General features: G+C 71.3%; 18 protein-coding genes. 4 read left to right on the forward strand and 14 right to left on the reverse strand.

The genetic code is table 11. The features are described 5' to 3' along the window. Positions 1-3: 3 nt before the first annotated feature. Positions 4-642, forward strand: coding sequence for an SMI1/KNR4 family protein (locus tag ACSYGO_RS44260; protein WP_460390190.1), 639 nt, complete (start codon positions 4-6; stop codon positions 640-642). Between the two features lie 325 nt (positions 643-967). On the opposite strand, the gene ACSYGO_RS44265 is transcribed toward ACSYGO_RS44260, so the two are convergent. The 4 genes from ACSYGO_RS44265 to ACSYGO_RS44280 all read right to left on the reverse strand — a co-directional run bounded on the left by ACSYGO_RS44265 (position 968) and on the right by ACSYGO_RS44280 (position 4,516). After that, the gene (locus ACSYGO_RS44265) at positions 968-1,558 is read right to left on the reverse strand and encodes a universal stress protein (RefSeq protein WP_426674953.1); all 591 of its coding nucleotides are present in this window, start codon (positions 1,556-1,558) and stop codon (positions 968-970) included. A 29-nt stretch (positions 1,559-1,587) separates the two neighbouring features. After that, entirely contained in the window at positions 1,588-2,898 is a 1,311-nt protein-coding gene (locus tag ACSYGO_RS44270; RefSeq protein WP_460390191.1) for a YbfB/YjiJ family MFS transporter, read from the reverse strand. 227 nt (positions 2,899-3,125) lie between these two features. Beyond that, positions 3,126-3,914: an MIP/aquaporin family protein gene (locus tag ACSYGO_RS44275; RefSeq protein ID WP_460390192.1), complete on the reverse strand. Its 789-nt coding sequence runs from the start codon at positions 3,912-3,914 to the stop codon at positions 3,126-3,128. A 419-nt stretch (positions 3,915-4,333) separates the two neighbouring features. Further along, positions 4,334-4,516, reverse strand: coding sequence for a hypothetical protein (locus ACSYGO_RS44280; protein WP_426674950.1), 183 nt, complete (start codon positions 4,514-4,516; stop codon positions 4,334-4,336). Positions 4,517-4,540: 24 nt separating this feature from the next. Between ACSYGO_RS44280 and ACSYGO_RS44285 the strand changes: the two genes are divergently transcribed. Further along, complete coding sequence (locus tag ACSYGO_RS44285; protein WP_426674949.1) at positions 4,541-5,494, forward strand: serine hydrolase; 954 nt, start codon at positions 4,541-4,543, stop codon at positions 5,492-5,494. Positions 5,495-5,613: 119 nt separating this feature from the next. On the opposite strand, the gene menC is transcribed toward ACSYGO_RS44285, so the two are convergent. From menC to ACSYGO_RS44300, 3 genes are read right to left on the reverse strand one after another with little or no spacing between them, the layout of a single operon-like run. Beyond that, on the reverse strand, positions 5,614-6,732 hold the full coding sequence (menC, locus tag ACSYGO_RS44290; protein WP_460390193.1) for an o-succinylbenzoate synthase: 1,119 nt from the start codon (positions 6,730-6,732) through the stop codon (positions 5,614-5,616). Beyond that, entirely contained in the window at positions 6,729-7,616 is an 888-nt protein-coding gene (locus tag ACSYGO_RS44295; RefSeq protein WP_460390194.1) for a GNAT family N-acetyltransferase, read from the reverse strand. The genes menC and ACSYGO_RS44295 overlap by 4 nt, the downstream gene beginning before the upstream one ends. Positions 7,617-7,663: 47 nt before the next feature. Continuing rightward, positions 7,664-9,319, reverse strand: coding sequence for a PucR family transcriptional regulator (locus tag ACSYGO_RS44300; protein WP_460390195.1), 1,656 nt, complete (start codon positions 9,317-9,319; stop codon positions 7,664-7,666). Between the two features lie 161 nt (positions 9,320-9,480). Here ACSYGO_RS44300 and ACSYGO_RS44305 point away from each other — a divergent pair, with 161 nt between their 5' ends. Together ACSYGO_RS44305 and ACSYGO_RS44310 are read left to right on the forward strand one after the other, a co-directional pair. Further along, the gene (locus ACSYGO_RS44305; protein ID WP_460390196.1) at positions 9,481-11,079 is read left to right on the forward strand and encodes an N-acyl-D-amino-acid deacylase family protein; all 1,599 of its coding nucleotides are present in this window, start codon (positions 9,481-9,483) and stop codon (positions 11,077-11,079) included. Next, positions 11,076-12,200 carry a M20 family metallopeptidase gene (locus tag ACSYGO_RS44310; protein ID WP_460390197.1) on the forward strand — a complete coding sequence of 375 codons (1,125 nt, stop codon included), beginning with the start codon at positions 11,076-11,078 and terminating at the stop codon, positions 12,198-12,200. Before ACSYGO_RS44305 ends, ACSYGO_RS44310 begins: the two co-directional genes overlap by 4 nt. Positions 12,201-12,246: 46 nt before the next feature. On the opposite strand, the gene ACSYGO_RS44315 is transcribed toward ACSYGO_RS44310, so the two are convergent. The 7 genes from ACSYGO_RS44315 to ACSYGO_RS44345 form a co-directional block, all read right to left on the reverse strand. Then, positions 12,247-13,632, reverse strand: coding sequence for a serine hydrolase domain-containing protein (locus tag ACSYGO_RS44315; protein WP_460390198.1), 1,386 nt, complete (start codon positions 13,630-13,632; stop codon positions 12,247-12,249). Further along, on the reverse strand, positions 13,629-14,669 hold the full coding sequence (locus ACSYGO_RS44320) for an ABC transporter ATP-binding protein (protein ID WP_460390199.1): 1,041 nt from the start codon (positions 14,667-14,669) through the stop codon (positions 13,629-13,631). Before ACSYGO_RS44320 ends, ACSYGO_RS44315 begins: the two co-directional genes overlap by 4 nt. Then, positions 14,666-16,630, reverse strand: a complete 1,965-nt coding sequence (locus tag ACSYGO_RS44325) for a dipeptide/oligopeptide/nickel ABC transporter permease/ATP-binding protein (protein ID WP_460390200.1) — start codon at positions 16,628-16,630, stop codon at positions 14,666-14,668. The genes ACSYGO_RS44320 and ACSYGO_RS44325 overlap by 4 nt, the downstream gene beginning before the upstream one ends. Positions 16,631-16,636: 6 nt before the next feature. Continuing rightward, positions 16,637-17,563: an ABC transporter permease gene (locus ACSYGO_RS44330; protein WP_426674940.1), complete on the reverse strand. Its 927-nt coding sequence runs from the start codon at positions 17,561-17,563 to the stop codon at positions 16,637-16,639. A gap of 131 nt (positions 17,564-17,694) precedes the next feature. Further along, positions 17,695-19,293 carry an ABC transporter substrate-binding protein gene (locus ACSYGO_RS44335; protein ID WP_426674939.1) on the reverse strand — a complete coding sequence of 533 codons (1,599 nt, stop codon included), beginning with the start codon at positions 19,291-19,293 and terminating at the stop codon, positions 17,695-17,697. 301 nt (positions 19,294-19,594) lie between these two features. Beyond that, positions 19,595-20,827 carry a serine hydrolase domain-containing protein gene (locus ACSYGO_RS44340; protein WP_426674938.1) on the reverse strand — a complete coding sequence of 411 codons (1,233 nt, stop codon included), beginning with the start codon at positions 20,825-20,827 and terminating at the stop codon, positions 19,595-19,597. Between the two features lie 331 nt (positions 20,828-21,158). Continuing rightward, a complete protein-coding gene (locus ACSYGO_RS44345) occupies positions 21,159-22,391 on the reverse strand; it encodes a serine hydrolase domain-containing protein (RefSeq protein WP_460390201.1) in 1,233 nt (410 codons plus the stop codon). Positions 22,392-22,715: the final 324 nt, after the last annotated feature.

A 22,715-nucleotide genomic window follows, 5' to 3' on the forward strand; every position in this document is an offset into this window, starting at 1 on the left:
ACCATGGGTATGCATCCCGATGTCGCCGTACTCCTCGATCTCGTGCCGGCGGACTTCGCCGGGGGCGAGCAGATCGACTGGGCTGCGGCCGAAGGTGCGCTCGGCGCCAAGTTGCCGAGTGACTACAAGGCTCTGCTGGACACGTACGGCGTGGGCGATATCGGAGAGCTCGTCATTCTGCCCCCGCTCCCGAGTGACGTGCGCGGGTGGGAAGGGTGCCACATCGGAGGCATGACGGACGGTCTGCGTGGACTCTGGGGCGAGGACGCTGGAGTCCCAGGCGTGACGCTGGGTGCCGATGCCGTCCTGCCCTGGGGTTCTGGAATGAACGCCAACGAGATGGCTTGGCTGATGAACGATCCAGATCCGGACAAGTGGCCTGTCATAGCCTGGCGCCGGCACCACTCGTGGGGCGAGTCGCCATGGGCCCTGTTCGACTGCACCATGGTCCAGTTCATCACCCGCATGATGCTGGGCCAGTTCGACGCCTGCCCACTCGGCGACGAGTCGCTCTGGAAGCGGACTGACACGTTCGTCAGCCGGCGAGAGCAACATCGACGGCTCAGGGCCGGTCTGGATCCTTCCACAGGCGAGCCGGATCCGTACGCCCACATGTACCCCGTCACCGAGGACTGGCCCTGACATCGTGCGCGTCGCCTTCCCAGGACGTGCGGACGGGGCGCCCCCTGGGGGAGCAACGGACCGCCTGCCACTACCTCTGCACGGTGTCCGCCGATTCGGGGGTCTGCCCCCCCGATCTCGGCGGACACGGTGGTGATCGGCACGGCCGGGCTCAGCACCCGGTGGACGGGACAGCGCTCGGCCACTGACATGAGCCGGCGTCGCTGCTCGGCGTCGAGGTCCCCGTCCAGGAAGATCTTCCGCACGACGGCCGGACCGTCGAACCGCAGCCGTACCCGGACGTCGCGCAGCGGTCACCCATGGCGGTCCGCGTACATCCGCAGGGTCATCGAGGTACACGTCCCCAGGCCGGTGAGGACGAACTCGAAGGGGTTCGGCCCGGCGTCGCCGCCCATCGGGACCGGCTCGTCCGCAGTGATCCGGTGCGGGCCGACGGCGACCGAGCGGGCGATGCCCGCCCGCTCGGTGACCAGCACATCGCGGGAGGGCATGTCAGGTCCTTCGAGGAGCGAGGAGCACGGCGGTCCCGCTGGAGCGGGCCATGGCGTCGCTGACGCTCGGCGCGAGCCAGGACGCGAGACGGCCACGGTGGTGCGGGCTGACGACGATCAGGGTCGGCGTCGAAGCGCTGCGCCGCCTCCTCGATGGCCGGTGCCACGTCGGACACGAGCCCGTCGAGCAGTTCGCGCTCCGCCTCGACACTCGCCTGCTGCAGGGCCGAGACGGCGTCCCGCAAGGTCCGGTGCGCGGTCCGGTCGTCCTCCAGCTCGACCACGGTGTCGTAGACCACGTCGGAGGTGTCGATGTGCAGGAACCGTACGGTCGCGCCGGTCAGCGAAGCGAGTTCGGCGGTGGCCTCGACGGCACCGTGGCCTGCAGCGGTGCCGTCCACGGCGACCAGGATGCGGTGGAACATGGTGGGAACTCCTTGGATCTGCGGACCGGTCAGCGCTCTACGGCGGACCGGTCGGCGGGAACGAGGAGGAGGGAGGTCGGCGCGTCCTCGTGCCGGTGCTCGGCGGTACCACGCTCGCGCTGGACGAGGGCGACACCGGCGGACACGGCCAGCAGGACCACGGAGAGCCACAGGCCCTTGGCGATACCGCCGGAGGAGTCCGACAGCAGGCCGGAGATCAGCGGGCCGACCGCCTGGCCGACACTGAAGGCGACGGTCAGCAGCGCGATGCCCGAGGTCCAGGCGTGCTGGGGCAGCATCCGGCGGGCGAGCACCGTGACGGCGGTGGGCCCGGCCATGAACGAACCGCCGAAGACGACCGCCGAGACGATCGCGGCGACCGTGCCGTGCCACAGCAGCACCGGCAGCACACCGACCAGGACGACGACGGACACCAGCGCCGGAGCCGCGCCGCCGCGCAGCCGACCGATGAGCCGGCCCCACACCAGCAGGGTCGCGACCGCGGAGGCGGCGCCCAGCACGATGAAGAACGTCGCAGTACCCCAGGTCTTCATGCCCTGGCTGTGCAGCAGGGCGATGACGAAGGTCATGTACGAGACGTAGCCTGCGCCGAACAGGACGTACCAGACGAAGGTCGGTGCGAGCTTCTTCAGGCCGGCCTTCCCGCGCTGGGCGGCCGCCGTGCCGGTCGCCTCGGACACGTGGCGCGAGGCCCAGACGGCAGGACCGACGGCGACGAGCGCGAGTACGCCCATCAGCAGCCATCCTGCCTGCCAGCCTGAGACGCCCCAGGCCGTGAGAGCCGCGGGAACCACGACGCCGGAGAGGACCACACCGATGCCCACGCCTGTCATGTAGACGCCCACCAGTGCCGCGGAGCGGGACTGGTGGCCACCGTTGTGGACGCGGGAGGCGAGCGCCGAGCCGACCACGAAGGTGATCGCTGTGCTCAGACCGCCGACGAACCGCAGGACGGCCAGTCCGGCGAGGTCCCCGGTGGACGCCGAGGCCAGCAGGGCCACGGCGCTGATCACCATGGACCACAGGAACACGGCCCGGGCGCCGAAGCGACGGGACCACCACGCCGCGGTGGCGGCGCCGATGATGTAGCCCAGGGCGTTGGCGGTGTTCATGCCGCCCGCGGAGGCGTAGCTCCAGTGCAGCTTCTCGCGCATGGCGGGCAGCAGGAGTGCGTAGGCGAACCGGGTGAAGCCCAGCGCGACCACCGGACCGGCGGCCAGGCCCAGCGCGATCAGGAACTCCGGACGAGACTTCGCCACCGGGGTGGAGGCGGAGGTCGTCGCGGGCTCACGCAGATTCAGAGCAGTCGAGTCGGACATCGCAGTAGGCCTTCCTCGGACGTTCGGGCGTTCGGACCGTTCGCACCCCCGGACCGGAGCTGGTCCTTGGTGCGTACGCCCGGTGTCAACCGCCCCGTCGTGGGAGCCGATGGCCGGTCGACGGGCCATGGAACCCTCGGAGTCGGCCATCGATAGCGGCTGCTGGTGCGGGGACATGGAACCCTCGGCTCCGGCTATCGGCCGCGAGGGCCGGCGCGGGGACGCGGCTACGACCGCGCCGCCGTCGGGCGGACCGGGGCGTGGCACGAGTGCCGCTCGCACAGTGGGCAGGGGAGCGGAGGTGCCGTCCGCACCCGGGACCGCACCAGGGCGAAGATCCCTGCTCCGACGAGCGGTGCCGTCAGATAGACCCACAGCCACGTGAAGTCCCCGGCGAACAGTTCCGGACCGAACTGCCGGGCCGGATTGAAGCTGCCGCCGGCCCCCTGGCCCACCAGCATGATCAGGCCGGCGACGGCACCGGCCGCAACCACGGGCACCGGGAGGACCGGCCGGGGCCGGGACGCGACGAAGACCACGGCGGCGAGCATCACGGCCGTGGCCCCGGCCTCGGCGGCGAAGACCACTGTCCAGGGCACACCGTCGGCCGCCCTGACCGTGGCATAGCCCACCGCAGGCGTCGCCGCGTCCTCACCCCACAGCAGCCGTCCTGCCGCCACGCCGGCCGCGGACCCCGCGAGTTGGGCCACGACGTAGGCGATCGCAGCACGCCCGGGAAGTGCGCCCAGCAGCCAGAAGGCCAGTGAGACGGCCGGGTTGAGGTGGCCGCCGGAGCGCCGCCCGAGGGGAGAGGCGACCAGCAGGCCGACGGTGCCACCGCTCACCAGAGCGTCGATCGCGAGCCTGCCCTCCGCCCAGGGAACCGCCTGTGCCACCGGACTGTCCGTGCCGTAGACCACTCGGACCAGCGTGACCATCACGAACAGCAGGATCGCCGTGGCGGCGAACTCGCTGAACTCGGGCCGAGGACCGCGGCGCGCATCGCTCGTACTCACGGAGGTCCTTCGGATCGGCAGCATGGGTACGGGTGTTCCGACCGGGCCGGGCCGCTCATGAGGTTTCCCTGACGGCCCGGTCGGAAGACCCGTCGACCAGGTTCCGAGGAGTTCTTGCACACGCCTTGCACGGGCGGCCGTGCCCGGGCCCACCGGCGTCAGCCGCCCTCTGGCTGAGTGCGTTCTCACCCGCGGGCCCGGTGAGTACGACGAGGGCGGTCGTGCCCCGACGGCGCGCCGCCGTTCAATGCCTCGGGTCCGGACCAAGGGCCCGGCAGCCGCTGCATCACGTCACCACGGGAACCAGTGGCGCCGCCTTGTATCTGCCTGAAGAGTGGTGGGGGCAACACGCCCCTTCGGGTTGTCGCCACCGACCGTCCGCACCGCACCTCGCGCACACGGCCGGATCCACACTGCCCTCACTTCCCACCTGCCCCGCCGGATGCCTCTGGCGCCATGGGCCGGCCCACCGCATCGCGACTGCCGACCTTGTCGCCGTCGACGAAGACGCGGCCCTCCCTCAGTGCCCATGCTGCTCCCGCGCCCTCCTTCTGCTCGTTGCCGGTACGGACGACATGGGTGGGGCGCTTCGGAGTTGACACGACATCCTGGAAGGGGTCACGGCCATGGAGGAGAGCAGCACGACGGTCGGCAGCCCGCCCGGCGGGAGCGACAGAGCACAGGCCGAACCGGAGCAGGTCCGGCGCACCGTCGCCGAGGCGTTCGCGGCGGCCGGATCCGGCGGCTTCGTCCACGCCGTCGACATCGACAGCGGTGTGCAGTTCGAGTACGGGGCGGACGACCCGGTGGTCCTGGCCAGTGTCTGCAAGATCCCGGCGTTGGTCGAGCTGTACGCCCGGTCCGACGAGGGGACTCTCGACGTGACCAGCCGCGTGCAGGTCCGGGCGACCGGCCGGTCGCCCGGGCCGACCGGGTTGTCGGTCATGCTCGACCCGGTCGACGTCTCTCTGCGCGACCTGGCCTACTGGATGATGAGCGTCAGCGACAACGCGGCGACGGACGTCCTGTGCGACCTGCTCGGCCTCGACGCCGTCAACGCCAGGATGAGCGGCCTGGGGCTGAAGGAGGTCCGGCTGGAAGGAACGTGCCGGGACCTCTACGACGCGTTCGACGAAGAACTCGGCGGCGCCGACGTTCTCGACCTGAGTGATACGCAAATCGCGCGGCTGCGCGCCTCCCGCGTGCTGCACATCCCGACCGCCACCCGTGGGACAGCCCGCTCGATCACCACCCTCCTCTCGATGATCTGGCGGGACCGGGCGGCGTCGCCCGAGGCCTGCGCGGCGATGCGCCGCATCCTCGGACTGCAGGTCTGGCCGCACCGGCTGCGCAGCGGTTTCCCGGACGACAGGGTGGCCGTCGCGGGCAAGACCGGGACCCTGCCCTTCGTCCGCAACGAGGTCGGCGTGGTGGAGTACCCGGACGGCGGCCGGTACGCCGTCGCCGTCTTCACCTGCCCCGACTCGCCGGCGTACGTGAACCCTCCGGCCGACGCCGTCATCGGCACCGTGGCCCGCGCCGCCGTCGACTGCATCCGGGCGGCGCGGCCGACCGGCTGACCTCCCGAGGCGTCGCTCGACGCCCGGGTGTGGTCGCACCCCCACCCGTAGCGAGCACCGTCGGCAGCCGGACCTCCTGGATGCGGCTGCCGGCGGCTTTCGGGCCCGCGTTCCCGGGCCTACCGCAGGGACTCCAGGTTTACGTACTCGCGCGAGACCGTGACCTCCTCCAGCACGTCGGGCTGGACCTCGACACCGAGACCGGGTGCGTCAGGCACCCGCAGGTGCCCGTCGGACAGGACGAAGGGCGCGGTGACGTCCTGGCCGTAGTAACGCGCCGAGGCCGACGTGTCGCCCGGCAGGACGAAACCGGGAAGCGCGGCGAGCGCCACGTTGGCGGCCCTGCCGATCCCTGTCTCGAGCATGCCCCCGCACCACACCGGGACCCCCATGGCGGCGCAGACGTCGTGGATGCGCCGGGCCTCCAGGTAGCCGCCGACGCGACCGGGCTTGATGTTGACGATGGAGCAGGCCCCGATGGCCAGCGCGTCGGCCGCGGCGCGCGCCGAGGTGATCGACTCGTCCAGGCAGACGGGCGTGCGGATGCGCTTGGCCAGTTCGGCATGGCCGCGCACGTCGTCCTCGGCCAGTGGCTGCTCGATCAACAGCAGGCCGAACGGGTCCAGTTGGGCGAGCCTGGGTGCGTCGGCGACGGTGTACGCGGTGTTGGCGTCCACTTGGAGCAGCAGTTCGTCGCCGAAGCGCTCCCGCACGACCTGGACGGGTTCCACGTCCCAGCCGGGCTGGATCTTCAGCTTGATGCGCAGGTACCCGGCGTCCAGGTAGCCGGCCACGGCGTCGAGCAACCGGTCGGTCGAGTCCATGATTCCGACCGAGACACCAGCCGGGACCTTGTCGTGCACCGCGCCCAGGTAGCAGGCGAAGGACATGCCGGCGGCGCGCAGTTCGGCGTCGAGAACGGCCATCTCCACGGCCGCCTTCGCCATGCGATGGTCCTTGACCGGTGCGAGCAGCGGCGCGACATGGGCGGCCGTCACCTCGGGAACCGCCGCGAGCCTGGGCAGGAGGAAGTGCTTGACGACGTGCTCGGCACCGTCGCAGTACTCGGCCGAGTACAGCGGGTCGCTCATCGCCACGCATTCGCCCCAGCCTTCCGCGTCGGGGGTGACCATGCGCAGCAGCAGCAACTCGCGGGCGTGCGCGGTGCCGAACGAGGTGCGGAACGGTTCGACGAGCGGCAGCCGTACGCGCCGCAGTTCGCATCCGGTGATCTTCACGACGGGTTCCTCCGAGTCAGTAGGTAGTGCCCGGACCGGGTGCAGGTCCGGATTTCGTAGCCCTCGGCGAGGGCGCCGGTGAGGGCGGTGCGCAGCGCGAGCCGCCACTGCGCGGCACCGGCGGGATCCACGCGGCGCACGGCCTCGATGTCCGGGGGGATCCAGCACAGCTGGGCTTCGGCGTCGGTGGGGCGTGGTTCGGGGCCGCCGTCCGGACCCCGCACCAGCCGCGGTTCGGCCTGGGTGGCATCCGGTTCCGCGGCCCGGGCGCTCGGCATGCCGTCGAGCAGATCGACGACGTGGGGGGCGAGCAGCGGCCAGGTGAGGTGGAGCCGGTCGCTCTGCTGGCCTGCGTTGATTCCGTCGGTCATGTCGCCGTAGAAGTCCGTCAGGTACTCGGTCGCCCGGGCACCGAGTTTGACCAGGTTGAAATAGGCGTTGCGCCGTATCAGCGGGTCGAAGGTCCAGGTCACGCTCTCGATCCCACGGCGGGCCGCCCAGGCGCGCTGGTGGAGCTTGAGCGCGAAACCGATGCTGCGGCCCTGTGCGCCGGCGTGGACGCCGCTGATGTGGGAGTGCAGGGTCGGCCGGTCGCGGAGACCGAGGAAGGCGACGGAGGCGCCGAGAAGTTCGTCGCCGTCGAAGGCGCCCACCACGTAGTTGCCGGCGTGGGCGAGTGCCCGCAGGACGTCGGTGTTGATCGGGGGTCGGTCGGTGTTCCAGACGTCCGCGAACAGGAGGGCCGCGCCTCTCAGCGCGGGGATGTCGGTGAGTTCGCGCACATCGACGCCGGCACGGGCCTGGGCGGCCGTCGCGGCGGCCGCCGCCCGGTCCGGCGCGTCGGGTGCGGCGCCCGTGAGGGCGGCCGAGGGTGAAGTAGCCACCCCCTCACTCTGTTTGCAACCGCGGGGAAGTGCTTCGTCGCAGCAGATCAATCCCGGCCGGGGACTTGGTGGGGGCCGACGACGTGGAGGCCTGCGGCGGTGGTCGGTGCCGCTCTTCCCTCGGCGACCATCAGCCGCAACTGCAGCCAGAGCACGAGGCGTTCGTCCGCGTTCCCCAGGTCCACGCCGAACAGCTCCCCGACTCGGCGTATGCGGTACCGGAAGGTGTTCTGGTGGATGTGCAGGCGGTCCGCCGCGACGGTGGTGTCACCGAAGGCGTCTAGGTACGCGAGGAGGGTCTCCGCGTACCGGGTCCCCTTCTCGGCATCGTGGTTCAGCATGGCGGTGACGGAGGCGAGTTGGATCCGCGGGTTGTCGGCGATGGTCTCTTCGAGTTCCAGCAGGATCGCCTGGCAGCGCACGTCCTCTATGGAAGCGACGTGGGCGCGGTGTGTTTCGGCGGCGAGCACCGCCAGGACTCGGTCCGCCTCTTGGCGGGAGCGCGGTACGTCCGCGAAGTCCGCCACCGCGGATCCGATGCCGGCCCGCAGCCGGGTGTGCAGCGATTCCTCGGAGCGGGTGATGACGGTCTCCGCCAATGACGCCACCCGTGCCTGCGGCACGTCCTCCGGAAGGGGGAGCAGGGCGTAGACGACCTGCCCCTCGACCACACAGGAGGCGGCGGAGGTCAACGTCTCGGCGCAGGCGGTCACCAGGTCTGCGACCTGCAGCCCGAGGACGTTGGCCGGAGTGCCGGAGGAGGAAGGCAGTTCGAGGGCGAGCACGCTCATCCGGCCGGATTCGGTGCCGAACCGGACCGCGGAGGGGGTCTTGCCGGCGAGCAGGGAGCGGAGCAGTTCGCCGCGGGCCCGGCGTTCCAGCTCCGTGGCGCGGCGCAGTCTGAGCAGATGGAGCGCGGCCACCCCGGCGGCTTCCGCGAGTGCCCGCTCGGCCTCGGGAGAGAACGGGGTGCCGGACTCCACCGCCCAGATGGAGCCGAGGAGTTCGGAACCCGCCCGGACCGCCACCGCGAGACGGGCCAGTGGCGAGGCGTCGCCGATCCGGATGGCACCCGGGGCGCGCCACAGCCGCCGGTAGATCCGCATGTAGTGGTCGTCCAGGGGTACCTGGCGCCCGAGGATGGTGTCGCGGCGTGCGTCGTCGATCGGCTGGCCGGGGAGGTTGGAGTAGGCGAGGACTCGCTGCTGGGGGTCCTCGACGGTGATGGCGCCGCCCACCGTCGCCGCCACGGCGTTGGCCAGGGCGAACAGGTCGCCGACCGCGGCGGCCGAGGGAAATCCCGGCGCGTCCTGCCCGGAGTTGCCCGCGGCGGCGGCCAGCAGCGCGTCGACGTGCCGCCAGGGGATGACGTCGGCGACGGCGAGCACAGCGACTCCCGCGGCGGTGGCGGCCTCCACCAACGGGCCGGTGTCCGCCCCGCGGGTCTTGAGAGCGATCGCCGCGGCGCCTGCCCGGCCGAGCGCGGGCAGCGCGTCGAGGAGGGCCGCGGCGTCGGGACGCATACCGACGGCCAGCAGGATCGCCCCTCGGTGGGCCGGCCCCTCCTCCTCGGTGACGTCCAGGACGCTGTGCCCGGTCACCGGGTTGTCACACCCCGCCGGCGCGGCGAGCAGGCGGGCGGCGGATGTCCCGAGCAGGTCGACTATCCGCGCAAGGGAGGGATGTGCGTAAGGAATTGTCACGTTCCGTCCTTCCAATGCCGCTTACGATCGCACGCCGCCCCCGGCGGGGACATGTGCGGGGGCACATGATCGACGCACCGGATTGGTCGCGGAGGACGAGGTGAGGGTGCGGGCCTGCGACGAGACTGCCTGCGCAGGCAACCACAGTGAGGAGACATGGCGTGTACGAGCTGAAGTTGCGCGGGGGCACCGTCCACGACGGCCTGGGTTCCCCTGGAGTGCGGGCGGACGTCGCCGTGACGGGCGACCGGGTGATGGCGGTCGGCCGCGACCTGGGGCCCGCCCGGCGAGAGATCGACGTTGCGGGGATGGCTGTCGCGCCGGGGTTCATCGACCCCCACAGCCACTCGGACATGGTCCCGATGATGTCCGATCCACAGCCCTTCAAGCTGCTCCAGGGTGTGACGACCGAGATCGCCGGGAACTGCGGCTACTCCGCCGCCCCGATGGACGACGCGGCCGCGCAGGAGGCCCAGGCGTTGTTCGGCGACCTCGCCGCCGGGGCCGCGTACACGGCGCGCTCCTTCGGCGCGTACCTCGACGACATCGAGGCCGCCGGCCCCACGAACCACCTGGCCGTGATGGTCGGGCACCACACGCTGCGGCTGACCGCCAACGGTATGCGGCGGCAGCTGGCCCCCGAGGCGCTGGCAGCCATGTGCACGCTGGCGGACGAGGCATTCGCCGCGGGAGCCGTCGGCTTCTCCACCGGTCTGATCTACACACCGGGGGCGTATGCCGACATCGAGGAACTGGTGGCACTGGGCAAGGTCGCCCACCGGTGGGGACGCCCGTACGCGACCCATATGCGGGACGAGAGCGACGCTCTTGAGGCCGCCCTGGACGAGGCGATCGAGATCGGCCGGCGAGCACGCATCCCGGTGCAGATCTCCCACTGCAAGGCGGCCGGCCGGCCCAACCACGGCAAGTCCTCGATGCTGCTGGGGAAGCTGCGCGCGGCACGGGTAGGCGGCGTGGACGTCCGCGGCGACCTGTACCCGTACCTCGCCGGAGGCACCATGCTCCACGCGATGCTGCCCCCCGAGGCGCTCGCCGGAGGCGCCGAGGCGCTGCTGGCCCGGATGGCAGACCCCGCCGAGCGGGCTCGGCTGCGCGCCAGGGCCGAGGACCCGGCACGGGCGATGGCGGCGGGGCTCTGGCGCCAGGTGACGCCCGCCGACGTACTGATCAACCGTCACAGAGACACCGGAGTCGCCGGTCGGACCCTGGAAGAGGCCAGTGGTGGGGGCGACGCGTGGGAGGCTCTCTGCTCGCTGATCACGGCCGATGTGAACGCGATGATCGTGCCGACCATGATGGCCGAGTCGGACATGCGGACGATGATGGCCGATCCGCTCATCGGCATCGGTTCGGACAATGGCATGCCCACCGGGCTGGATCATCCGCGCACCTGGGGCTGCTTCCCCCGCTTCCTCGGCCGCTACGTGCGGGAAGAGGCAGTGATGGACTGGCCGGAGGCGGTCCGCAAGGCGACCTCGGCGACCGCCGCCCAGTTCGGTCTCGCCGCACGGGGTTGGGTGGGGCCCGGTGCCATCGCCGACCTCTGCGTCATCGACCCGGAGACGGTCGGCCATGACGGCACCTACGCCGTGCCCGACGTCAGGCCGACGGGCATCCCGTACGTGGTGCTGGCGGGGGATGTCGTGGTGGACTCCGGGGAGTTCACCGGTGAGCGACGAGGTCGCGTGCTGCGTGCGGGCCATGGCGAGCGAGCCGCCGGAGCGGCGGTGGCGGGATGAAGCATGCCTCATTGCTCGCCGCTGCCGCGTCACAGGCGCCACGGATGCGGGCGGAGCTGGCCGGGTTGGTGGAGCAGGAGTCCTTCTCCTCGGATCTGCCGGCCCTGCACTCGTGTGCAGACCTGGTCGCGGAACTCGGCACGCAGGCGCTGGGAAGCGCGCCCAGGCGGCTGGAGCTGGGGGGCCGGCCTCATCTGCTGTGGCCGGGTTCGGGTACCGGCGACGTGCTGGTACTGGGCCACTTCGACACGGTGTGGCCGACCGGCACGCTCGCCGGATGGCCGTTCACGGTGGACGGTGATCTGGCGACCGGCCCCGGTGTCTTCGACATGAAGGCCGGCATCGTGCAGATGTTCGCGGCCCTGCGGCTGCTGCCGTCGTCGGACGGCGTGGCCGTCCTGCTCACCAGCGACGAGGAGATCGGCGCCCCGTCCTCGCGGAAGCTGATCGAGGACACCGCCCGCGGCTGCCGGGCCGTGCTCGTGCCGGAACCGAGCGCGGCCGGGGCGCTGAAGACCGCACGCAAGGGCATCGGCACCTACCGGCTGGACGTCCGCGGGCGGGCGGCGCACGCGGGACTCGAGCCGGAGAAGGGCATCAACGCGACCGTGGAGGTCGCGCACCAGGTGCTGCGCATCGCCGCGCTGGGCGACTCCACCGCAGGCACCAGTGTGACTCCGACCGTGCTGTCGGGCGGCTCCTCCATGAACACGGTTCCCGAGCAGGCCTCGGTGCGGGTGGACGTGCGGGCATGGACGGCGGCCGAGCTGGCACGGGTGGACGCCGATCTGCGCGATCTGGAGCCCGTGGTCGCCGGCGCCGCCCTGGAACTGGACGGTGGCGTCAACCGGTACGCGCTGGAGGCCTCGCATTCGGCGGACCTGTTCGCCGCGGCCGCGCAGGAAGCCCGGGCGCTGGGGCTGGCCCCCCTGCGCGGTGTCGCGGTCGGCGGCGGCTCGGACGGCAACTTCACCGCCGGGCTCGGGGTGCCCACCCTGGACGGGCTGGGCGCGGTCGGGGATCATGCCCACGCCCCGGGCGAGTACGCCGACCTGTCCGCGATGCCGCAGCGGTCGGCGCTCCTGACGGCGCTCATCGGACGGCTGCTCGGCAGCGGCTGAGCAACTGTCCGACTCGGGCTCGGGAACCGGCACAGGAGCTGCGCGCTCATCCGGTCCTCGGCGTGGCGCGACCACCGAAGTGGATGTAGCGGGAGCCGTCGCCCAGGGTGTGGAGAACGACGGGCGTCCACGCGGCGAAGTCCTGTTCCCGGGTGACGAAGAGGCCGGCGTCCGGATCGACGGCGGTCAGCGGCAGTCGGTGCGGTGGCTCATCGAGGCCGGCCAGTCCCTCGGTGACGGTCACGGTGAGTTCCGGCGTGCCGTCCTCGCCCGGAGCGAGGTCCATGCGTACGTGGTGCCGCTCGTAGCTCCCGTACCAGTCGGCGAGATCCACAGGGATGGGCGCCGCGGGTGGCTGCGGCGGCTCGGGCACGCGCAGGCCGGCGGTCTCGGGGAGCACCTCGTTCGCGACCGCCCGGAAGAGTTCACGGGTGCGTCCGCCGTTGGTGAGCAGGACGATGACGACGTCCCGGTCGGGGAGGACACGCAGGAAGGCGCTCTGGCCGATGGTGCCGCCGTCGTGCCCGTACAGGGCACGACCCTCCCAGGTCGGCAGGAACCAGCCCAGACCCCAGTGGTCGGCGATGGTCCAGCGGTCCGGTACCGCCACCTGCGGCTCGCGCATCATGCGTGCGGAAGCGGCCGACAGCACACGGGTGCCGTCCGTGGCCGTGCCGTCGGCGAGGTGCATTCGCGCGAAGGCGACGAGGTCCTCGGCGGTGCCGACGACGATGCCCGCCGGTCCGGCCGAGCGTGGGACGTCCCAGCGCGGCGCGGGTCGCGGCCAGTCGTCGGCTCCGCCGTCCGGCACCGGAAGGTGCCCCATCGCCGCCCGGAAGCGCAGCACGTCCTCGGGCAGGGTGAAGGTGCGGTCCATGCCCAGGGGAGCGAGGAGACGCTCGCGCAGGGCGGTGTCCCACAGTTTGCCGGTGAGCACCTCGATGACCCGGCCGGCGACGCCGAAGCCGGTGTTGCAGTACGACTGGGTGGCACCGATGGGGTGCGACTGGCCGAGATCCGCGCACCGGGCGACGAACCGCTCCAGCACGTCGTCCCCGCGGCCGACGTCCGTGAAGACGTCGCCCTGGATGCCGCTGGTGTGGGTGAGCAGGTGGCGCGTCGTCACCGACGCGGTCACGTTCGGGTCGGCCACCTTGAACTCCGGCAGCACCTTCACCACCGGCTCGTCGAGATCGAGCAGCCCCTCGTCCACCAGTTGCATCACAAGGGTGGTGGTCAGCGTCTTGGTGATGGAACCGATCTGGAACAGCGAGTCGGTCGTGGCCTCCACTCCCGTACCCCGGTTGAGCACGCCCGTCGCCGCGAGAACGGTCCGGCCACCCGCGTGGACGGCCAGGGATGCGCCGGGCACGCGGTACTCACGTGCGAGCTCTTCGAGTCGTCGTCCCAGTTCTGCCTGGTCCAGTGTCAACGTTGCTCCTTCGTAGCGGTCAATTCATCGGTGGTGGCCAGCGCGGCGGGCAAGGCGCGCCCACCGTTCGACGGGCGGTCGGGTTCTTCGGCGAAGTGGCAGGCGGCCCGGTGGGGCCGCCCGGCGGCGCCGAGCTGTGGGTCCAGGGTCAGGCACACCGAACGGGAGGCGTCCGCGCGCGGCCCGACGGCGCAGCGGGGGTGGAAACGGCAGCCCTGGGGAGGGTGATGAGGATCGGGGGCGTCCAGGTCCCCGGACGGTGCGTCGATCTCGTGCCAGGACCGGCCCAGCCGGGGCACGGCTGCCAGCAGGGCCCGTGTGTAGGGGTGGCGGGGCCGGGCGAGGAGCTCCTCCCTGGGCGCGGCCTCCACGATGCGGCCCAGGTACATCACGGCGATGAAGTCGCTGACGTACCGGACCACTTCGAGGTTGTGCGAGATGAACAGCATCGAGGTGCCGGAGTGGGCCTGGATGTCGCGGACGAGGTTGAGTACCGCGCCCTGCACGGAGACGTCGAGGGCACTGGTGATCTCGTCGGCGATGATGACGTCGGGGCGCGCCGCGAGCGACCGCGCGAGCGCCACCCGCTGCCGCTGGCCCCCGGACAGGCGCCTGGGGAGTACATCCGCGTGCTCCGGGGACAGCGCGACCAGATCCAGCAGCCTGCCGAGCTCCTGGCCGCGCTGCTCGCGCGTCGGGTACGTACCGGCGCGGGCCCGCAGAGCCTCGTCCAGCGCCGCCCCGACCGTCATCCGCGGATTGAGCGAGGCGTACGGGTCCTGGAAGACCATCTGGATCCGTCGTCGGCGGGCCGCGTCCGAGGCGATGTCCTCGTCGTCCAGCAGGACTTGGCCCGCGGTGACGGGAACGAGTCCCACGACGGCGCGGGCGACGGTCGACTTGCCCGAGCCCGACTCACCCACCAGGCTGACGATCTTTCCCGGGGGCACGGTGAGACTTACGCCGTCGACCGCCGTCATGGCTCGGCGACCCCGCCCGAACCGTACCGTCAGTCCCTCGATCCGCAATCCGGTCATGCCGGTCCCGCCTTGGTGGTAGTCGTATCGGTACGGTCCGCCGGAGACGGAGGACGCGGATGCCAGCAGGCGACCCGCCGCCCGTCCCGGAACTCCAACGGCGGCTGCTCACGGCGGCACTGGTCCGACGCGAACCGGCAGCGCGGTGCGAAGGCGCAGCCGGGCGGCAGGTCGAGGGACCGCGGGGGCCGACCGGGGATGGTGGCCAGCGGCTGATCCCGGTCGCTGCCCATGTGGGGCACGGCCGCCAGGAGCGCCTCGGTGTAGGGATGGGCAGGGCCGTCGAGCAGCGAGCCGACGCCGGTGTCCTCGACGATCCGGCCCGCGTACATCACCACCACCCGCCGGCACAGCGCGGTCACGACCGAGATGTCGTGCGAGATCATCAGGACCGCCGCTCCGGTGTCCTCGTTGATCCTGCCCAGGAGTCGCACGATCTGTTCCTGCACAGTCACGTCGAGCGCGGTGGTCGGCTCGTCGGCGATGATCAGTTCGGGTCTCCCCATCAGCCCCATGGCGATCATGGCGCGCTGTCGCATGCCGCCGGACAACTCGTGCGGGTACTGGGCCATCCTGATGGCGGGGCTGGGCACACGTACCTGGTTCAGCCGGTCCTGTGCGAGCCGTGCCGCCTCCGCGTGCGGCAGACCGAGATGGACCTCGCTGGCCTCGGTGAGCTGACGTCCCATCCTCAGTGCGGGGTTGAACGAGCTCAGCGGGTCCTGGAAGACCACGGCGGTCGTCGAACCCAGCAGCCTGCGCCGCTCGAGTGCGCGCAATGTCCCGGGGGCCCGTCCGGCGATCTCGATCCGGCAGGCGGTGACCTGGCCCGGCTCCGGCACGAGCCCGGCGATCGCCATGGCCGTGAGCGTCTTGCCGCTGCCCGACTCGCCGACGATGCCGACCGCCTCACCGCGCCGGACGTCCAGGGTGACACTCCGGACGGTGTGCACCGGCCCCGCCGGGCCGGGAAAGATGACATCGAGGTCGTGCACGCGCAGGGCGTACGCGTCGGCATCGGCCCCGGGCACGGCCGTCTTCTGCCCGGCAGTCCCCGCCTGCGGCGGGCGCGCGGCGGTGCGGCGCCGTGCCCCACCGAACCGGCGCGGACGGGCGTCCCGGGCGGAGGCGGCCGCGTCGTCGCGGACGAGGGCCGCCGCGGTCTCGCCGAGGGCATTGAAGACCAGGCCGGCGACGACGATGGCGACGCCGGGCCCGAGGGCCGCGGCGGGGGCGGTGTAGATGCGGTTGAGGTTCTCGCTGAGCAGTCGGCCCCAGTCGTAGGAGGGCGGCTGGACGCCCAGCCCGAGGAAGCTCAGCCCGGACAGGGCGATGAGCATGCCACCGACCTGCAGGGTCGTGGTCACGATCAGCGGTTCCGCGATATTGGGCAGGACATGACGCAGCATCAGGCGTGACCGGGACACGCCGAGCAGCCGTGCGGCGGAGACGTAGTCCGAACCGGACACCGACGAGGCGAGGGTGTAGGTCAGGCGCGCGTAATTCGGTGCGGTCGCGATACCGAGGGCCAGAACCGCCCCTTTCGCCCCGACACCGGCCACGGTCGCGACGCACAACGCCAACAGCAGTGCGGGGAACGCGATCGCGGTGTTCATCGCCGACTCCCACGCCCGGCGGCCGCGGCGGCCGAGGACGGTGGGGAACGCGCCGAGCAGCACGCCGGCCGCCGAACCCAGGGCGGTCGCCAGTACCGCGAGGATCAGGGAAAGACGGGCCGCCGACATCACACGGGCGAACATGTCCCGGCCCAGACTGTCGGTGCCGAGCAGGTGCCGCGCGGAGGGTCCCTGCTGGGCCGCGGCTACATCCAGGTGCGAGGCGTCGGCGCCCCAGATCACGGGGCCACAGGCCGCAAGGAAGAGCAGGAGAAGCAGGCCGAGTGCGCCCATCATCCCTGTGGGACCGATCCGGGAGACGTACCGGCTGCTTTGCTTGGTCACCGTTCCTCAGCTCCTCGTGAGGGTCGAGCGGGGGTCGAGCAGACCGAGGGCCAGATCGACGATGACGTTGACCACCAGCACCACTGCCCCCAGGAGCAGGACGATCGCCTGCACCAGCGGGTAGTCCTGGGCGACGATCGCGCCCACCACGGTGCTGCCGAGCCCTGGCCAGGCGAAGACGTTCTCGACCAGGACGCTGCCACCGACCAGCGAGGCGAACAGGATGCCGCCGACGGTGAGCCCCGCGGTGAGGACATTGGGCAGAGCGTGGCGCAGGTAGAGCAGGCGTGCGGGGAGGCGCTTGCTGCGGGCGACCCGCAGGTGGTCCTGACCGAGGACACGGGTGGTCTCGGTGCGGATGATGCGGGCGAGCTGGCAGCTGGGACCGAGTGCCAGAGCGAGCGCGGGCAGAAGGTAGGAGGCGGGTGTGTCGGCGCCGGCGGGTGGCAGCCAAGGGAGGGTCACCGCGAAGACGAAGACCAGGCCCACGCCGATCAGGAAGTCGGGGACGGTGGTGCAGATCCCGGTCACGCTGGTGAAGGCGAGATCGGTGCCGCGGCGGCGCCCGCCGTGCGTCGCCACGGCCACCCACATGCCGACCGGGACGGCAACCAGCGCGGTGAGCAGGAACGCCAGTCCTGCCAGCTCCGCGGTCGCCGGCAGCCGGGTGGAGATGACCGACGACACCGGATCGCCGCTCGTGAGCGAGGTACCGAGGTGTCCGCTGAAGACGCCCCCCAGGTAGTTCAGGTACTGCGTCAGCAAGGGCTCGTCCAGGCCGAGTTCGGCTCGGCGGGCCGCCACCACAGCGGGGTCGGCCGTGGCGCCCAGAGCGGCGCGCACCGGATCCCCGGGGACGAGGTGGACGAGCAGGAACGAGGCCGTGACGACCACGAAGAGCGAGATCGCCAGGCGTACCGCCCGTCGGATCAAGAACCCTGTCCAGGGGGAGGACCGCCGGACGTCCTCCCCCTGGCGCCCCGCGCCTGCGACGCATGCCCGGGAACCGTCGCGCGGGACCGTCACGGGGCCCGGGGATGGCTGAGCCATGGGGTGATGTCTCCTCAGTTGGCGCGCAGCCGGATGCTGGTCGGGAGCGGCATCTCGCCGGAGATCTCGAACGTCGCGCCACGCCCGAAGTAGCTGACGTACCGCTGGGCGATCGGCACGACGTCGGCTCGGGCGAAGAGCGCCTTCTCGGCCTCGGTCCACAGCCGGCAGCCGGGCCGGCCGGGGGTCTGCACCGCCTGGGCGACCAACCGCTCGTAGGCGGTGTTGTGGATGCCCGCGAAGTTGGATCCCTCGGGGGCGCCGGGGCCCGAGAAGAAGCTGACGCTCTGTGACGGCAGCTGGGTGGCCAGATTGATCTCCGGAGCGACGTCCCAGTTGTCACTCTGGAAGACCGCCTTGAGGAAGGCGGCCGAGTTCAGGCTCTTCACCTTGACGTCGACTCCGAGCTTCTTCCACGCGGCCGAGAACAGCTCCATGCCCGCCGACGCGTTCGGACGGTCGGAGGAGTACATCGCGGTCAGTCTCAGGCGCTTGCCGCCCTTCGACCTGATCCCGTCGGCGCCCTCGCGCCAGCCCGCCTCGTCCAGCGCGGCCGCGGCCGCCGCCTGGTCCGACGCGGGGATGCCCGCCGCGGCGTCGGAGTCGTCGCAGATCTGCGGCGGCACACCCATCGTGGTGTTACCGACCTTGCCCTGCCGGTCGGTGAGCACATCCGCGATCTGTTTGCGGTCCAGGGCCTGTGTGAGCGCCTTGCGGACCACGACGTCGGCACCGGGATGACCCGGGTGTTGGTTGAACACCGCCAACGTCCCGCCGTCCTCGAAGCGGTACTCCTTCATGCTGCCCGCCAGCCGCTCCCGGTCGGGGCCGTTGACGATGGCGCCGTTGAGGGTGCCACTGGTGAGGAGGTTGGCCGCGGTGGTGTCATTGTTGACGATCTTCAGGACGATCTTCTGCGGGGCTCCGGGCACATCGATCCTCGCGCCGCCGGGCCCCCAGGTGTACTCGTCGCGGCGGACCAGCGTGTAGTGGTCCCCGGGGACGGCCTCGGTGAGCTTGTACGGACCCGATCCACTGGTGGTCCTGGAGAGTGCGGTGGGGTCGGCCGTGCCGCTGCCGCACACCACGTAGAAGGCGGCCAGTGACTGGAGCAGCAGGCCGTCCGGTTTGCCGGTGGTGATCGTGACGGTGCCCGCGGAGTCGTCGGCCTTGGTGGTGAAGTCCGGGCCCGGCAGCACGATGCCGAGCAGCGGCGAGGAGGCCTTGGGGTCCTTGAGATAGTCCAGGTCCTTGCTGACGACGCTCGGGGTCACCGCTGAGCCGTCGGAGCACGTGACGCCCTTGCGGAGGGTCAGGGTGACCGATGAGGGGGTGACATCCCACTTGGTCGTGATGCCTGGGATCGGGTTTCCCTTGTCGTCCAGGGTGACCAGCGGGTCATAGGCGAAGGACAGGAGGTTGTTGGCCGCGGCGACAACGGTGTGGTACGGGTCGAGCTTGCCCGGGTCCTGCGACAGGGTCGACGTGAAGGTGCCGTTGCGGACATAGGCGCCCTGTTTCCCGGCGCCCGGGCCCGAGGCCCCTGTGGCGCAGGCCGTGGCGGCGAGCGCGATCACACACAACGTCGCCGTCTTGGATCCGTGCAGTCTCATGAGAAGCCTCCAGCAGCACACCGTGGCGGTGAGGGATGCGGAGGAGCATCCAGCCGGCACACCTCGGCCGTCTTCGTCGCTGAGCACCAGATGGGCACGTCGCATTCGTCGCAGGACCCCAACCGGATCCGCGGGCGGTGGCTCGGGTGGTTGCCTTCGGCCCCGCCGGGGCACCTCGGTCCCCGGGCGGACGGCGTCGACGGCACTCGCGCCGTGGAGCCCGATCCGGCGTGACGATCAAGGGTGTGCCCGGGCCCGCCGTCGCGGGCCGGGCACATCACCGGAGGCCGTGAGACACCGGCTAGGAGGTGGGGATGTCGTAGACGTTCTTCGGCGTCACGATGTCGGTGACCGCCTTGGCGAACTTCGTGGTCAGCGACTTGCCCTTGACGTTGATGTCGCTGGTGGTGTGCACCACGAGCGTGGCCTTCGCCTTGGGCAGATGGACCATCACCGTCTGATAGCCGGGCAGCGAGCCGTTGTGCCCGATCCACCCGTGGTTGTCGAATATTCCGAGGCCGTAACGCAGGCCGTCCCGGCCCGTCGGCAGCATCTTCAGCCGTTCGGTCTGGGTCGCCCTGGACAGCAGGGTCCCCTCGGCAAGGGTGGACGCCCAGGACCGCAGATCGTGCAGGTCGGAGATCATCACCCCCGACGCGCCGCCCGGCGGAGCCCAGTTCGTCGCGTCCGTGACGGAGCCGTCGTTCGACGCCTGGTCGGTGTACCCGTGGGCGTGAGGGGCGGGGAATTCGGCGCCCTTGGGCATGAAGGTGTGCTTCAGGTGGGCCGGCTTGAGCACATGCCGGGTCAGGTAGCGGTCGAAGGGCTGCCCGGTCACCTTTTCCACGACCATCGACAAGAGGATGGTGTTGGTGTTGCTGTACTGGTACTGGCTGCCCGCGGGGAAGGCGACCGGGTGCTTGAAGGCGTAGGCCAGCAGCTCCTTGTCGGTGAATGTGCGGCTGGTGTCGACCAGGAAGGTCTTGGCGAAGTCCTCGTCGTTCAGGGCGTTGAACAGGCCGCTGCGCATCTCGGCGAGGTGACGCAGCGTGATGTGACGGCCGTTCGGGACGCCGCGAACGTACTTGGAGATCGGATCGTCCAGGCTCACCTGCCTCTGGTCGACCAGGCGCAGCAGCGCGGTGACCGTGAAGGTCTTGGTGACGCTGCCGATGCGCATGTTGAACCCGGGGGACATCGGCTGCTTCGTCGCCTTGTCGGCGGTGCCGAAAGCCCTGACGTAGCTGCCCTTGCCCGGCGCCCACAGGCCCACCGTCACGCCGGGCGTGTGCGTGGTCCTCAGGACGTGCTGGACGGCGCGGTCGAGCTGAGCACGGACCTGCGGCGTCAGCGTCCGCATCACCGGTTGCCTCGAGTGGGTCTTGTGCGCCGGGGAGGGATCGCCGGTGAAGGCCTGGACCCCCGCACCGGTCGCCACCACCGTGCCGGCGGCCAGTGCCGCCCCGATCACGGCGAGCGTGCGACGCCGGGTGACGGGCCGAACGCGGTCGCCGGTCGATGAACTGTGAGGCATGCTGCGCCCTTTCGACGTGCGGGCGGGCCCCTTGCGGCCCGTCCGGCTTCGGTCTCCATCGTGGTTTCGCCCGGCGGGCCTTTCCTCTGTCTCACGGGCGGTTTCCTCCCTCCGCCGCAGGGAGGAGACAGCGCCGCTCTCATCCCCGGCCGTCCGCCCGGTCTTTCACGGCGAGGTGCCCCGACCCGATGCGGGCCGGGGCACCTGGGGTGCATCGTCCTTGCGGCTGCGGCTGCGGCTGCGGCGGGGGGATGGTGCCGACGCCACGGCCCGGCCGCCGCGCAGCCTCTCCTGCGAGAAGGGGCCGATCCGGCTCTTCGAGCCGAGCGCCCTACGGGACGCAAAGGGTCGTGCGTGAGGCGGTGAGCCAGGCGGAGATCTGGCCGGCGCTCCACGTGTCCGGGTCGGCGTTGGTGGCCAGCACCAGCTGACGGGAGCCGTCGGCGCTGGTGAAGGCATTGGTCTGGGTGCCCAGGACATTCCCGGTGTGACCCCACATGGTGACGCCGCACAGCGTCAGCTTCTCCAGGCCGAGACCGTAACCCTTGGTCCGATCGGCCGGATCCACCGTGAAGGGGCCGGCCTTGGTCATCTCCGCCAGCTGAGCCTTGGGCAGGAGCCTGCCGGTGAGCAAGGCCTTGTCGAAGCGGGCCAGGTCGTTGACGGTCGAGGTCAGCGCGCCTGCCGCCCAGGTGGTGGAGGGGCTGATGCCGAAGGTGATGTCCCGAGGTGCGTGGCCTGGCCGGCCCAGCATGTATCCGTGCGCGGCCGGGTTTTGGATCTTCAGAGTACGGATGGGGAGCCGGGTGTCATGCAGTCCGAGAGGGGTGATGATGCGGCGGTTGAGTTCCTGCTCGTAGGAGTGGTGGGTGACCTTTTCGATGATCAGCCCGAGCAAGAAGTAGTTGGTGTTGGAGTAGGAGAACTTCGTGCCGGGTGCGAACAGCCGTGCATGGCTGTTCGCCAGGGCCACCAGCTTGCGCGGCGCCCAGTAGTATCCGGCGTCCCCCCGCAGGTAGGGAGCCATCGAGGCCGGGTCCTGTTCGAAGGCGGGGAGCCCGCTGGTGTGGTTGAGCAGCTGGCGCACGGTGATGCGGTCGCCGCCGTGGATGATGCCGGGCAACAGATGCCGCACGGTGTCGTCCAGTCTCAGCCGGTGCTCGGCCACCAGCTGCAGCACCACGGTGGCGGTGAACACCTTCGTGTTGCTGCCGATGCGCAGATGGTCGGAGCTGGCCATGGGCCGCTGGGCGGCCACATCGGCGTAGCCGGCCGCGGCGGTCGCGGTGCGGCCGTGGTCCCGGACGAGAGCGATCGCCCCGGGCAGTCCCGCCCTGGTCAGCTGGCGGACGGCCTGTCGGACGGCGCGCTCGGCGGCCCGAGGGTGAGTCGGCGCCGTGTGGCGGACCGATACGGCGGAGGCCGTCGAGCCGTGGCGCCCGGCGAGCGCCGTGGCACTGGGGCCGAGGACGGCTCCCGCCACGCTTGCGGCGCACAGGAAGGCGGCCATCCACCTGCCGCGACGGCGTGTCGGACGCGAAGGGGTGGCGGTGTCACGGGTCATGGGGGCTCCAGGAGGAAGGAGGGTGACGCAGGGGCATGGGTGCGTCACCAGCCTTGATGCCGCCGGGGCGAAAGACGTCCGTCCCTTGGAGCACCCTCGGGCTCCGCCTCGCGGGGGAAGGCGGGGTGCGGCTGCGCCTGCCGGACGAGACCGGCAGGGCACCCACCCACGGCGGTGCAGGTACGCCGGGTATCCCGGCCCCGCCACCCGCAGGCGGCAGCCCAGGGCGAGGAAGCGGCAGGCACCAGCCCTGACCGGCGGAGACAAGGCTCGCGAGGAGCCGGCCCGCACCGGTGAGCCGTCCGGCGGCTGTCCGAGCTGTGC

The organism is Streptomyces krungchingensis (genome assembly GCF_054729265.1).

Excerpts from the sequence above, each read along its gene's own strand:
- ACSYGO_RS44320 (WP_460390199.1), bottom strand. The coding sequence starts at position 14,669 with ATGACCGGATTGCGGATCGAGGGACTGACGGTACGGTTCGGGCGGGGT.
- ACSYGO_RS44310 (WP_460390197.1), top strand. The coding sequence starts at position 11,076 with ATGAAGCATGCCTCATTGCTCGCCGCTGCCGCGTCACAGGCGCCACGG.
- ACSYGO_RS44340 (WP_426674938.1), bottom strand. The coding sequence starts at position 20,827 with ATGCCTCACAGTTCATCGACCGGCGACCGCGTTCGGCCCGTCACCCGG.
- ACSYGO_RS44345 (WP_460390201.1), bottom strand. The coding sequence starts at position 22,391 with ATGACCCGTGACACCGCCACCCCTTCGCGTCCGACACGCCGTCGCGGC.
- ACSYGO_RS44285 (WP_426674949.1), top strand. The coding sequence starts at position 4,541 with ATGGAGGAGAGCAGCACGACGGTCGGCAGCCCGCCCGGCGGGAGCGAC.
- ACSYGO_RS44260 (WP_460390190.1), top strand. The coding sequence starts at position 4 with ATGGGTATGCATCCCGATGTCGCCGTACTCCTCGATCTCGTGCCGGCG.
- ACSYGO_RS44265 (WP_426674953.1), bottom strand. The coding sequence starts at position 1,558 with ATGTTCCACCGCATCCTGGTCGCCGTGGACGGCACCGCTGCAGGCCAC.
- ACSYGO_RS44335 (WP_426674939.1), bottom strand. The coding sequence starts at position 19,293 with ATGAGACTGCACGGATCCAAGACGGCGACGTTGTGTGTGATCGCGCTC.
- ACSYGO_RS44270 (WP_460390191.1), bottom strand. The coding sequence starts at position 2,898 with ATGTCCGACTCGACTGCTCTGAATCTGCGTGAGCCCGCGACGACCTCC.